The sequence below is a fragment of the Bacillus clarus genome, from assembly GCF_000746925.1.
Taxonomy (GTDB): Bacteria; Bacillota; Bacilli; order Bacillales; family Bacillaceae_G; genus Bacillus_A; species Bacillus_A clarus.
In genome coordinates, this window is the sequence record NZ_JMQC01000008.1 from 964,316 (window position 1) to 977,896 (window position 13,581).

Here is a 13,581-nt window from a genome sequence, read left to right on the forward strand (position 1 = left end):
ATTTCTTCCCCCTTTTTTCTTCCCCTTGGAAGGAGGAGAATTCGTATCTCTCCTTTCTAAGAGATACGAATCCCATCTTATTTTTTCTTACTATGATTTGCTTCAATATTTCCTTTAATTTGTTTTACAGCTTCATCAAGTGCCGGTTTTGGTTCCTGTTTTCCAGCTGCAAGTAATTCTAATGCAAATCTTGCAGGCTCCCATACTTCTTTCATTTCTGGAATATTCGGCATTGGAATTGCATTCTCAGATTGAGTTGCCACTGCTTTTGCAGCTTCATTATCTTTAATAATTGGATCTTCCATTACTGATTTAACAGGGGGAATTTCTTTTGTTTTCTCAAAGCGAATTTTTGCATTTTCCTCATTTGTTACCCAATCAACAAATTTCGTTGCTAAATCTTTATTTTTTGAAAAACTTGTTACATGCCATCCTTTTACACCGACAAAAGTTTTCATTGGTTGACCATTTGGTAATTTTGGCATCGGTGCTACCCCATAATCAATTCCATTTTTCTCCATAGCTTGAAATGCCCAAGGACCATTCATAATCGATGCAGCTTTTCCTTCATTGAACAATCCGTCAGCTGCCGCTCCACCAGATTCACCAATAATACCTTTTGGAAATAAATTCTCCTTATACCATTTTTGAATATATTCCATCCCTTGTACTGCTCCGCTACTATTTAATCCGATATCATCTGTATTCGGTTTTCCATCCTTCTCACCAAATACATATCCGCCCATACCAGCCATAAATGCATTCGCAAAATACAAATTATCTCCTAATGCTAAAAATCCGTACTTACCATTTTTCGTGAAATCTTTCGAAAAATTATATAACTCATCCATTGTTTCAGGTGCCTTTGGCATAAGCTTTTTATTATAAATAAATACAGGTGTTTCAATGGCTTTTGGTAAACCATATAATTTCCCCTTATATGTTTGAGCTTCTATAGATAAGTCCGTAAATTTGCTCTTTACAGCATCATCAACTTTCACTTCATCAATTAAACCTTCAGTAACAACATTTCCAATATGATCATGCGGTAATGTCACAACGTCAGGCCCTGTACCTGCCGGACCATCAAGTCGTAGCTTTTTCGTTTGATCTGTCATTTGAATTTCAGCCACTTTGACTTTCACGTTATACTTCTTTTCAAAACTCTTTACAGCTGGTTCTAATGCAGTACCTTTTTTTAGATCTTCCCAAACAAGAAGATCATAGTCTTTCTTCTCTTTACTCGCTTCTTTTTTCCCTGAATCTTTCGGTCCACATGCAGATAACATACCGATTGTCAAAGCTGAAACTGTTAATAATGACAATGCTTTCTTCATCCCTCAAAAACCTCCCTAAATTGTCTATGTACCTCTTCATTTGAAAACGTTTGCATTCAATAATTTAATAGAAGCGCAAACCCTCATACCAATCTATGAAAACGTTTGCGCTATTTATCTATCATTATACATTCTTTTATTCCTTTTGCAAATATTATCTTTCTTTATCTTTAAAAAATTTATGTTATTTCACTTTATATACATTGACTTTACACGAAATGAATACTACTCTTATAAGCAATATTAAAGATACTCCACAAGCAATCGTTTGCAATACAAATCTTTTTCATTACGTTTCAAACCGTACACTATCTCGAATTTATAGAGATATCAAAGGGGGATTTTCTATATGTTAAAAGAAGCAATATACCACAGGCCAAAAGACAATTATGCATACGCTTACGATGAAAAAACAATCCATATTCGAATACGTACAAAAAAAGACGACGTACACACCATCTCTTTCATTCATGGTGATCCTTATGAGTGGAAAAATGGAAAATGGGTTACTACAAATATAGCGATGAAAAAAAGCGGTTCCACTGATTTGTTTGATTATTGGTCTGTTTCAATTCAACCGAAATTTAAACGCTTACGTTATGGATTTAAGTTAACAAATGATGTAGTAACACTCATTTACACAGAGCGTGGATTTTTTTCTACACTCCCAAATGACGATGTCGGTAACTTTTTCTGCTTTCCATTTATTCATAAAAAAGATGTTTTTTCCGCTCCTTCATGGATAAAAGATACAGTATGGTATCAAATCTTCCCAGAACGGTTTGCTAACGGAGATTCTACACGTAACCCAGCCAATACCCTTCCATGGGCAAGTACAGAGCCAACTGCAACTAATTTTTTCGGTGGTGATTTTGCTGGTATTATTCAAAATCTTGATTACCTTGTGAAGCTTGGCATTTCTGGTATTTATTTCACTCCTATTTTCACAGCTCATTCCAATCATAAATATGACACCATTGACTACATGGATATCGATCCGCAATTCGGGACGAAAGAAACCTTTAAAGAGCTTGTTTCCACTTGTCATAAACACGGTATAAAAGTAATGCTCGATGCAGTGTTTAATCATAGTGGATACTTTTTCGATAAATTTCAAGATGTTCTCGAAAAAGGTGAAAAATCCCGATATAAAGATTGGTTTCATATTCATGAATTTCCAATCGTAACTGAGCCACTTCCTAATTATGATACTTTCGCTTTTACACCATACATGCCAAAATTAAATACAGCAAATCCAGATGTAAAAGAATATTTACTTGAGGTAGGGCGTTATTGGGTGCGAGAATTCCATATAGACGGTTGGCGCCTTGATGTAGCAAACGAAGTCGATCATAGTTTTTGGAGAGAGTTCCGCAGTGAAATAAAAGCAATCAATCCTGAAGTATATATTTTAGGCGAAATATGGCACGATGCACTTCCATGGCTACAAGGAGACCAATTTGATGCAGTCATGAGCTACCCGGTTACAAACGCTCTACTCTCTTACTTCGCCAATGAGACAATTGGAGCAGGCGAATTTATGAAACAAATTACAAATTCACTCTATTCTTATTCTATGAACGTAAATGAGGCTGCATTTCATTTATTAGATAGCCACGACACACCTAGAATTTTAACGATATGTAATGGTAATAAAGATAAACTAAAGTTACTCTATGTATTTCACCTTTCTTTCATCGGTTCTCCTTGTATTTATTACGGTGATGAAATTGGCTTAGACGGAGGGATGGATCCTGGCTGCCGAAAATGCATGGTATGGGATGAAAAGGAGCAAGACACCCTATTATTTACACATGTACAAACATTAATTTCTTTACGCAAACAATATAAAGCCTTCGGTGGACATGGAACATTTCAATTTATTGAAGCAAATGATGAGCAAAACTATATTTCTTACACCAAAACGTACAAGGATGAGACTATCTTTTTTGTTTTAAATCCAACAAACAAAGAAATTACAGCCTCCATTCCATTTCATATCACGGGCAAAAAAATTATTAATATATATACAAACGAAGAATTTTCAGCTGAAGCAAATTCCTTACAAGTTGCAATTTCTCCGTATGGATTCTCCATTTTAAAATGGTAATGAAAAACCCTTGTGCCACATGACACAAGGGTTTTTCATTATTTCAATTTGTATACCATCGCTTCATATGGACGTAACGTCATATTTTCTATTATTTCATTTTTCACTTCATAATTGTGTATTAATAATTGTGAGCTGCTATACACAATTTGCTCTGGCAATTCAAATACACATTCAGCTTCCGTGAAATTTGCAATGACAAGAAGTTTTTCCTCTTTATATGTTCTTACATAAGCAAAGATTGAAGGGTGATCTTCTAAAATTAAATCATATGTTCCATACACAATTACTTCATGTTTTTTACGTAATTCAATTAATTCTTTATAGTAATAAAAAATGGATTCTTTATTTTGAAGTGCGTGTTTCACATTAATTTCTTTGTAATTAGAATTTACCGCAATCCACGGCTCACCTGCTGTAAATCCAGCATGTTCTTTATCATCCCATTGCATTGGTGTTCTAGCATTATCTCGTCCTTTAATATAAATGGACTGCATCACTTTCGCTTCTTCTTCACCGCGCTCTATCACTTTTTCCTTATACATATTCAGCGTTTCGATATCTCGATACTCATCAATTGAATCAAAATGAACATTTGTCATGCCAATTTCTTCTCCTTGATAAATATAAGGAGTCCCCTTCATCATATGAAGTACTGTCGCTAACATTTTTGCTGATTCAATGCGATAAGCCTCATCGTTTCCGAAACGAGAAACAACACGTGGTTGATCATGGTTATTCCAATACAAGCTGTTCCATCCTGTATGTTCTAATGCTTTTTGCCATTTTGTTAAATTTCGCTTCAAAGTAAGGAGTGAACATGGTTTTATATCCCACTTTCCGCCTTCTCCAGAATCTAAATCCATATGTTCAAATTGAAATACCATTTGTAATTCTTGACGATCTTCTGCTGTATACAGTTTCGCCTCTTCTGTTGTTACACCCGGCATTTCACCTACGGTCATAATATCATAGTACGACAATACTTCTTGATTCATTTCATGTAAATATGTATGGATATTTGGCCCGTTCATAAAATGCTGATGTCCGGATACATATCCTTCTTCCTCTGTTTCAACAGCTGGTAATCCTTCTTCCTTAGAAATAAAGTTGATTACATCCATACGGAAACCATCAATTCCTTTTTCTAGCCAAAACTTCATCATATCATAAACTTCTTTTCGTACTCTTTCATTATCCCAGTTTAAATCTGGTTGTTTTTTAGAAAATAAATGTAAATAATATTCATCTGTCATTTCGTCATACTGCCATGCTGATCCACTAAAAGCTGCCCCCCAGTTATTCGGTTCTTTTCCTTCTTTTCCAGGACGCCACATATAGTAGTCTCGATATGTATTATTTTTTGATTTACGTGATTCAACGAACCAATTATGTTCATCGGAAGTATGATTAACGACTAAATCCATCATGAGTTTCATATTACGCTCATGCATCGCACGTAATAATTCATCCCAATCATCCATCGTTCCAAACTCATTCATAATTTTACAATAATCACTTATATCATAACCATTATCATCATTCGGAGATTCATAGACTGGTGATAACCAAATAACGTCAATACCTAATTCTTTCAAATAATCTAGCTTTGAAATGATTCCGCGAAGATCACCTATTCCATCACCATTACTATCCATAAAACTACGAGGATAAATTTGATATACAACACTTTCTTTCCACCATTGCTTTTCCATCATGCTACCCCATTTCATTTTTCAAATGTAAAATTCTCCAAGGCGCAAACGTTTTCATTAATGAATGATACCAGATTCTATCCTAATTTAAAATAGCGCTTACAATATTTATTTTCTTTTTATGAAAAAACGTTTTAACTTACACTATATATTCACAAAAATATGAAAACGTTTTATTTTTTCTAGCATTTTTATTTATTTTTTGAATCTATTCGTTTATAATAAACCCAAAGAAAACGTTTGCATAAATGTATAGGGGGAAATATCATGGCAGAACTAAAGTTAGAAAACATTTATAAAATATATGATAATAACGTAACAGCAGTAACCGATTTTAATTTACATATTCAAGATAAAGAGTTTATCGTGTTCGTCGGTCCATCTGGGTGCGGAAAATCTACAACATTACGAATGGTAGCTGGCCTTGAAGATATTTCAAAAGGAGAATTTTCAATTGATGGTAAGTTAATGAATGATGTTCCTCCAAAAGATCGAGATATTGCAATGGTCTTTCAAAACTATGCCCTATACCCACATATGAGCGTTTACGATAATATGGCATTCGGATTAAAGCTTCGTAAAATACCGAAAGATGAAATCGATCGTCGTGTGAAAGATGCAGCTCAAATTTTAGGGCTGGGAGAATATTTAAATCGAAAACCGAAAGCATTATCAGGCGGACAGCGACAACGTGTCGCATTAGGTCGTGCAATTGTCCGTGACGCAAAAGTTTTCTTAATGGATGAACCTTTATCAAATTTAGATGCAAAATTACGTGTAGCGATGCGCTCAGAAATTTCTAAATTACATCAGCGCCTTGGAACGACTACAATCTATGTTACACATGATCAAACAGAGGCAATGACGATGGCTTCCCGCCTTGTCGTTATGAAAGACGGAAAAATCCAACAAATTGGAGCTCCAAAAGAAGTATATGAAACACCTGAAAATATTTTCGTTGGTGGATTTATCGGCTCACCAGCAATGAATTTCTTCCATGGTACATTAACTGAAGCCGAGTTCGTTATAGACAATGCACTAAAGATTAAAGTATCTGAAGGAAAAATGAAACTACTACGTGAACAAGGCTATGTAAATAAAGAAATTGTTTTAGGAATACGCCCTGAAGATATCCATGATGAACTTTTATTTTTAGAAGCCTCAAAATCTACTACATTTACAACAAAAATTGAAGTTGCAGAATTATTAGGTGCAGAATCGATTTTATATATGAAACTAGGAAATCAAGATTTCGCAGCACGAGTTGATGCAAGACATACTTTTGCACATGGAGATCAAATTAAACTTGCATTTGATATGAATAAAGCACATTTCTTTGATAGTCAAACTGAAATCCGTATTCGCTAACATATTACATCGCTACTATATAACACACAAAAAAACCGTCCACACATGTATTGAGGGCGGTTTTTCACTATTATGCTAAGGCTTCTACTGTATGAAATGATTGTTCTTTCGTGTTGATAATTCCAAAAATGGGCAAATCACTGGGCACCACTTCTTCTTGCTGTTTCATAAAAGATGACGTTAATTGTTTTATCTCTATCCAAACGTCATTCATACAAAATACATTGGAATCGTTCCCTTGTTGGCGGGAGAAAATAGAATCTATTTTATATAAACCAGCATTGTGAAAGAGCATATCAATATGACTATATGCTTCCATAGCAAAACTGACAACGCGTTGCCAATCTCCTTGTTTCTCCATATCATAGGATACAAAGAGTGCTTCTCCGCCTAAATTCATAATTTCCTCTACTGTTGCTTGTCCACCGTCTTGATCGATGTCTGTTACAATTACTTTTGCACCTTGTTCTGCCAACAAAAGAGCTGTACTACGTCCAATACCGACGCCACCGCCAGTTACAACGGCAACTTTTCCTGCAAGCTTCATTTTCATTACCCCTTCTGTAAGTCTTACCGTCATTCAGTATACTCCTTTCTCAGATAAGTCTGCAAGCAGGAAAATTTAACATCATTAATTGTTAACGCTTACTTTTTGTTTCTTCTTTTTTCTTACTATTATATTGATCAAAGGCTAAACCAATAAAAATAAGAATTCCCCAAAAGATTAAGCTTCCTCCTGTCATTTCAAATTCCCCCTTGTTATACAACAATATTATTTTTATTCATTGTATCATTTTCTTAATTTTCAATCTATTAATCATAAAAAATGAGATACTAATATTATATTGCTTCTTCAAACTTTCTTCATCATTATAAGGGCTACTACATATTCCATTATAAACACTGAATTTATCGTATCTTACAAAAATAAGGTTTTTCATATGAGAGCACATATGAAAAACCTTATTTTTGTAGATTTATTAAAATATACAACGAAAGAAAGATTGTACTTACACAATGCTCATCACTTTCGTCTTTGTGATTAAATCATGGAAGCCACAATTATCTTTACGGAATAACATCATATACACATTGCATATTAAAGGAATTCCAAGTAACAATATGTTCGGTAATAACAATGCAAAAAATCGCATTATTAATGTTTGCATCGTTAATTTTTCACTTGTTAACGATATAAGCTTTGTTCTTGTTATCTTTTTACCAAGTGTACAACCGTTCCATATAAATGGTACAAAAACAAAATATATAGCCATCAATACGAATACAAGTGTCAAATCATATCGATAGTCACCTAAACTTATATTAAAGCGATTGAAAATAGCACTATAATTTCCTGTGATAATAGCCACTACTGCACCGTACATAACCGAGATTAAAAACATGTCAATAATGGAAGCACCAATACGATTCATTACAACCGCTGGACGATGCATCTTTAACTTCATTTTATGTCGACTCCTTCGTATCCTTCTTTATCCGTTTCATCGTACCATTTCTAAAAAGTATTGTAAACTGGCGTTTCTCCTCCTTTTCTTGTACAATGTGTTACAACAGCATTGTAAAGGAGGTTCCCATATTGAAACGATGGATAATCCTATTTGCCACCATACTATTAACAGGTTGTACAGGTAGTACAAACCACTTAGCATACACTATCAATGATGAATATGAACTCATAAACACTTCCGGAAATGCATTTGAACTTTTCCCAACGCATGATGCTGTATATGCTACACAATACATTCCTGCAAAAGTTACAGAGATAGGCTGGGATGATAAATACATTATCGCAAAACAAGTTGAGGAGAAATCAGATCCAAATAATCCTGAAGCAGCTATAACAAATAAAAAAAATGAGCATTATTGGATTATCGACGTAAAACATAATAAACGATTTGGTCCTTATAACGAAAAACAATTCACTGAACAAAAGGATGCTTTTAAAATTAAGACCAGCTTCCAAACTGTAGAATCGTACGTGAAAGAACTCAAAAAACAGTCAGCATAAACTACATGTTGACTGTTTTTTTTCATAGAACGTTGTCTAATCAAACTACCGCCCTACCCTATAACAAAAACATCTCACTTAGAAAGTGAGATGTTAAATGTTTGTGGCTCTTTAACTATTTCATGTGTATCACCTGCTGCAAGATCATCGGTTGTAAACGTTATGTTCTTTATAGCTTCTTTTCCGTCATCCAGTATTAATCCAATAATTCCTTCTCTTGTTTCGCCTGGTTTATATTCCTCTCTTGATCCACCTTTCGTACCAACAAGTGTATCCTCTTCGTATAAGAAATTTTGCTTCGTTACATTAAATTGCTGTTTTTCATTAATCGTAACATCATTCATAGAGAAGAACTGCATATTTTTGTCTCCACTATTTTCTACTTTATATGTAATTTCAACGTATCGTATCTTATCATTAATTTCTGTTCCGCTTAATGAAGCATATAATTCTGCATCTTCACGGCTCACTTTATCACCTAATCTGCGCTGTACTTCTTCTGGCGTTAGCGCTGTATACACTTTCAATGTATCTTTTGCCTCTTTAGTCATGTCAGATAATGAAATGACTTTTACATCTTGTACATGAATTCTCATTGGAGCGACTTCAAATGTTTGATTCACATGATTGATTTGCTCTAACTTAAAAGTGCCCCACCCTTTTTCTTTAGCACGCTGCCCTACTTTTTTCAAATCGCGACCACCATATTCATTGGTCTCTGGAATAGACTCTTTCTTCTTCGGTTCTGCTTTCTTCTCTTCTTTATGAAAACAACCGCTTAACATAATAAGAAAACTACATAAAATACAAATACTTTTCCATGCTTTCATCATTTAATTTCTCCTAACACATTCATTCATTAATATAATTTATTCTCTCGTTTTATATACTATAGAAACAATGAGAAGCTCACAAAAAGAACTTGTAAGCACAGATACTATTATACTCCCTATCTGGAAAATATGAAAATAAGGATCTAATAACGCATGTACAATAAATACTAATGCCGCCGCTACGATAACTAGAGTCCAATACTTTCTTTTTTCTACATGTAAAGTTTGATCAAAATTCGTTTTGTCCCTATATTTCCATACTATATATGTAAGCAAGAGTATACCAAAGTACGTACTTCCATGTTGCATATATTTATACATTGGAATCGAGTATATCTTTTGCTGCAAAAACGAGTGGTAAATTAAAATAAAAGAATCCTAACCTCGTATATCCAATACTACCGTATGGCCTAAAGTGTAAAAAATATTCAAAATCCGGTGCCATACTACCTAATACAAGAGCAGTTACTGAAATATACGGAGATTGTTTTTTACAAAAAGGGATCACGGCTGCTGGATGCGCAAATGTAAATGGCATTTTTAACTCCTTCCTGTCTTTCCAATAGAACATAATCTATCATAACGATACACATAATTCATATGCAATATTTATTTTCACATTGGAATATGTATACCTTAAATAATATAATCCACATACAATATTTAGAAAATAAGGAGGAGTTCATATGCCATTAGCACTTGTATTTTTTCTTATTGTTATTATACTGTTCATAGTTACCTATGCAGGATTTTCCCACTGGAAACATTTCAAAGCAATAAAGTATATCCTGGTTTTTTCCATATTCATTTTCCTATTAAATAGAACTACTCTTGACTGGAGGGTCTTTGGTTTGGAGCCCTTTGATATACGATACTAGTAGCAAGTTTGCTACTATATTAGAAACAAAATCGTCAATGAATTGAGGTATTTATATTGATTGAACATACAGCATTTTTAAAAAGTGTCTCCTTACAAACAGAAAAAATCCCTAGTTTCTCCGCATACCCATACTGTTTACCTGCCATCCGAACATTACAATCACTCGTTTTACATCCTAATGTAACATTTATTATTGGAGAGAACGGAACAGGAAAATCAACATTACTAGAAGGAATTGCGGTTGCTTTAGGGTTTAATGCAGAAGGTGGCACAAAAAACTTCCGTTTTACTACGCACGATTCACATTCATCTTTACATGAATACATTCGAGTTTCAAAAAGTTTCAATACACCAAAAGAAGGATTCTTTCTACGTGCCGAATCATTTTATAACGTTGCTTCTTATATCGATGAAATAGATGCCGATAAAGAGGGGAGTGGGAATAAAATTATTAATTCATATGGTGGGATCTCACTACACGAACAATCTCACGGTGAATCGTTCTTTTCATTATTTATGAACCGCTTTTCTGGAGAAGGTTTATACATTTTAGACGAGCCCGAAGCAGCTTTATCACCGATGAGACAACTTTCGATGCTCATTCGAATGCACGAACTCGCTGAGCAAGGCTCACAATTTCTTATCGCAACACATTCTCCCATCTTAATGGCTTATCCAGAATCTACTATATATTCTTTAACACAAGATGGGATTCACGAATCTACTTTAGAAGATACTGAACATTATCAAACAACGAAACTCTTTTTTGAAAACCGCGATCGATTATTTCATCATTTATTTGATTCTTAAAAAAAGAAGCAGCGATCGCTGCTTCTTTTTTATAGTGCTTCTATAAATAATGCTACCCCAATACCGCCACCGACGCATAGAGAAGCAATTCCTTTTTCTAAGCCACGTCTTTTTAGTTCGTGAATTAAGCTTACTGTAATACGTGCTCCTGTACAACCAATTGGATGTCCAAGTCCGACGCCACTACCGTTAACATTCACTTTTTCGCGGTCTAAACCAAGTTCTTTCTCTACAGCTAAATATTGCGCAGCGAAAGCTTCATTAATTTCAAGTAAATCAGCATCTTCTAATGACCAATTTACTTTTTCTAATCCTTTTCGAATTGCTGGTGCTGGTCCAATTCCCATAATTTTCGGGTCTACTCCAGCCACTGAATAACCGACAATTTTAGCTAACGGCTGTAAACCTTTTTCTTTAGCCTTTTCTTCACTCATTAATACTAAAACTGCACTTCCATCATTCAGACCAGATGCATTCCCTGCAGTTACTGATCCATCTTTACGGAATGCTGGTTTTAGCCCCGCTAATTTATCTGCTGTAATATCTGCACGCGGATGTTCATCCTTTGTAAATACTACTTCTTTTCTACGTTCTTTTATCGTAATAGGAACAATTTGATCATCAAAGTATCCTGATTCAATTGCTTGAAGCGCTAATGTATGGCTACGAAGTGCAACCTCATCTTGTTCCTCTCTTGTAATTTCATATTGCTCAACTAGGTTTTCCGCTGTTTCACCCATCATAATATGATGCAATGGATCTTCTAAAATTTCCCACACTGTATCACGAATTTCTCCATGTTGTAGGCGTTGTCCCCAGCGGTGTTGTTTTAATGCATAAGGGCTCGAACTCATTGCTTCTACTCCACCTGCAACAACAATATCACTTACACCTAATTGAATTTGCATTGCAGCTGACATAATCGCTTGCATACCTGAAGAACATTGGCGCTGAATTGTATAACCCGTAACTGTGTCAGGAAATCCTGCCGCTAATGCAGCTGTTCTCGCCGTATTTGCTTCATCAGTTCTTTGAATACAATGACCTAAAATCACTTCATCAACTTCATGTGGTTCTACTCCGCCTCTTTTTACAGCTTCCTGAAGTACAGGAACAGCTAACTCTACTGGCGTTACATTTTTTAGCGCTCCCCCAAAAGTTCCAATTGGTGAACGAACTGCAGCTGTAATGACAACATTATGCATCTTACACTTGCCCCTCTCTCATGTACCCTAGTAAGTTTTTGGTTGGAATTACATAAGATGTATATCTGAAATAATTATACTACTAACATACTAAAAAATCAAAATATTTAATATAATAAAAATAGAAGGAATACACCTTCTATTCTGTTAATGCATATAAAAATTTTTGTAAAATCTTCTCTGTTGTTTTATTCAAACTTGGTAACTTATCTACTGGGAAATATTGAATTTGTAATCCTTCATGATCAAGCTTAACTTCTCCACTTACATGATGCGCCTGATATAGATGAATTACATTAAAGATTTCATCTCCATTTGGATAACGGAAATACACTTCTTTTCCCGAAAGAACACCGAGAAATTGCATTATTTTCGTCCTTAGTCCTGTCTCTTCAAACAGTTCTCTGCGAGCAGTTTCTTCCGTCGTTTCTCCTAGCTCCATCGCTCCGCCAGGCACACCCCAATCGTATGTATCTGAACGATATTGAAGCAACACTTCTTGTTTATCATTTAATATAATAACCGCTGATCCTACAAGAATAAGTGGCCTCGTACCAACTACTTTTCGTAACTCTTCAATATACCCCAATATATAAACTCTCCTTTCCTCACCCATCCTTATCATAGCAAAATTCTCTCTCTTTTGTTCATATAAAATACAACTAAAAAATAATATTCTTCGGCTAACCTATTAAAAGAAGCATTACAGCTTTAACAACAAAAAAGGGAGCATCCGCTCCCTTTTTTTACCTTCATTTTCGAAAACTCTCATATTTAACGGTTTCAAATGCCTCTTCAATCTCATCATTTCGATAATGAACATATGTAAAACGCCCTAATTCTACTAATCGAGCAATTTCTTGTAACGCTTTTTGTTTTTCGTATGTTTCTTTAATTGTGACATGCACATAAAATTTCATCAGTGGATGTTCGTATAAAGGTTCTCCCACCTCTACATGCACATCCTCTACCCCTTGAACAACTCTTACGTAACTTGCAAATTGATAAAGAGCTTCTCGATCTGATACGATTTTTAATGTATACATATATTCTCCCCCTTTCCTTTACTATACCAAAAAGAATCCGATACTACTTTATAGAACTATGAATATTTTCTGACTTTTATTCTATATATTCCTATGAAAAAATTTATAAAAATATCCCTACTAACCAAATTCCCCCTCGTCTTTTTAAATGCACTTATATATAGATTTTTTTCTGAATAAATACTAACAGAAATGACGATGCACAGGGCTTTTATCCATACATATCATCCTTTTATCACATATAGTAT

General features: G+C 34.6%; 13 protein-coding genes and 1 pseudogene. 4 read left to right on the forward strand and 10 right to left on the reverse strand.

Features of this window, described 5'->3' with window-relative positions; all coding sequences use genetic code 11:
• Nucleotides 1-77: 77 nt before the first annotated feature.
• Entirely contained in the window at nt 78-1,337 is a 1,260-nt protein-coding gene (locus DJ93_RS05610; RefSeq protein WP_042979593.1) for a sugar ABC transporter substrate-binding protein, read from the reverse strand.
• Between the two features lie 349 nt (nt 1,338-1,686).
• Between DJ93_RS05610 and DJ93_RS05615 the strand changes: the two genes are divergently transcribed.
• Complete coding sequence (locus tag DJ93_RS05615) at nt 1,687-3,447, forward strand: alpha-glycosidase (protein ID WP_042979594.1); 1,761 nt, start codon at nt 1,687-1,689, stop codon at nt 3,445-3,447.
• 38 nt (nt 3,448-3,485) lie between these two features.
• Here DJ93_RS05615 and DJ93_RS05620 read toward each other — a convergent pair whose 3' ends face one another.
• Nucleotides 3,486-5,162 carry a glycoside hydrolase family 13 protein gene (locus DJ93_RS05620; protein ID WP_042979595.1) on the reverse strand — a complete coding sequence of 559 codons (1,677 nt, stop codon included), beginning with the start codon at nt 5,160-5,162 and terminating at the stop codon, nt 3,486-3,488.
• Between the two features lie 267 nt (nt 5,163-5,429).
• Here DJ93_RS05620 and DJ93_RS05625 point away from each other — a divergent pair, with 267 nt between their 5' ends.
• Nucleotides 5,430-6,530, forward strand: a complete 1,101-nt coding sequence (locus DJ93_RS05625) for an ABC transporter ATP-binding protein (protein WP_042979596.1) — start codon at nt 5,430-5,432, stop codon at nt 6,528-6,530.
• Nucleotides 6,531-6,600: 70 nt separating this feature from the next.
• Here the strand turns inward: DJ93_RS05625 and DJ93_RS05630 are convergent, their stop codons facing one another.
• The 3 genes from DJ93_RS05630 to DJ93_RS05640 all read right to left on the reverse strand — a co-directional run bounded on the left by DJ93_RS05630 (nt 6,601) and on the right by DJ93_RS05640 (nt 7,996).
• Nucleotides 6,601-7,110 carry an SDR family NAD(P)-dependent oxidoreductase gene (locus DJ93_RS05630; RefSeq protein WP_042979597.1) on the reverse strand — a complete coding sequence of 170 codons (510 nt, stop codon included), beginning with the start codon at nt 7,108-7,110 and terminating at the stop codon, nt 6,601-6,603.
• Between the two features lie 58 nt (nt 7,111-7,168).
• Nucleotides 7,169-7,273 (reverse strand): hypothetical protein, encoded by a 105-nt coding sequence (locus tag DJ93_RS05635; protein ID WP_042979598.1) that lies wholly within the window; start codon nt 7,271-7,273, stop codon nt 7,169-7,171.
• Between the two features lie 267 nt (nt 7,274-7,540).
• Nucleotides 7,541-7,996, reverse strand: coding sequence for an RDD family protein (locus DJ93_RS05640; RefSeq protein WP_042979599.1), 456 nt, complete (start codon nt 7,994-7,996; stop codon nt 7,541-7,543).
• A gap of 131 nt (nt 7,997-8,127) precedes the next feature.
• Between DJ93_RS05640 and DJ93_RS05645 the strand changes: the two genes are divergently transcribed.
• Nucleotides 8,128-8,559, forward strand: coding sequence for a DUF3997 domain-containing protein (locus DJ93_RS05645; protein ID WP_042979600.1), 432 nt, complete (start codon nt 8,128-8,130; stop codon nt 8,557-8,559).
• Nucleotides 8,560-8,633: 74 nt separating this feature from the next.
• Here the strand turns inward: DJ93_RS05645 and DJ93_RS05650 are convergent, their stop codons facing one another.
• Both DJ93_RS05650 and DJ93_RS05655 read right to left on the reverse strand, forming a co-directional pair.
• Entirely contained in the window at nt 8,634-9,392 is a 759-nt protein-coding gene (locus DJ93_RS05650; protein ID WP_042979602.1) for a hypothetical protein, read from the reverse strand.
• A 36-nt stretch (nt 9,393-9,428) separates the two neighbouring features.
• Nucleotides 9,429-9,930 (reverse strand): annotated as a pseudogene (locus DJ93_RS05655) (DUF4184 family protein).
• Nucleotides 9,931-10,329: 399 nt separating this feature from the next.
• Between DJ93_RS05655 and DJ93_RS05660 the strand changes: the two are divergent.
• Entirely contained in the window at nt 10,330-11,082 is a 753-nt protein-coding gene (locus tag DJ93_RS05660) for an AAA family ATPase (RefSeq protein ID WP_080743651.1), read from the forward strand.
• Between the two features lie 29 nt (nt 11,083-11,111).
• On the opposite strand, the gene DJ93_RS05665 is transcribed toward DJ93_RS05660, so the two are convergent.
• The 3 genes from DJ93_RS05665 to DJ93_RS05675 all read right to left on the reverse strand — a co-directional run bounded on the left by DJ93_RS05665 (nt 11,112) and on the right by DJ93_RS05675 (nt 13,333).
• A complete protein-coding gene (locus tag DJ93_RS05665; protein ID WP_042979604.1) occupies nt 11,112-12,287 on the reverse strand; it encodes an acetyl-CoA C-acetyltransferase in 1,176 nt (391 codons plus the stop codon).
• 139 nt (nt 12,288-12,426) lie between these two features.
• Nucleotides 12,427-12,876, reverse strand: a complete 450-nt coding sequence (locus DJ93_RS05670; RefSeq protein ID WP_042979605.1) for an NUDIX hydrolase — start codon at nt 12,874-12,876, stop codon at nt 12,427-12,429.
• Nucleotides 12,877-13,039: 163 nt separating this feature from the next.
• Entirely contained in the window at nt 13,040-13,333 is a 294-nt protein-coding gene (locus tag DJ93_RS05675) for a DUF3928 family protein (protein ID WP_042979606.1), read from the reverse strand.
• Nucleotides 13,334-13,581: the final 248 nt, after the last annotated feature.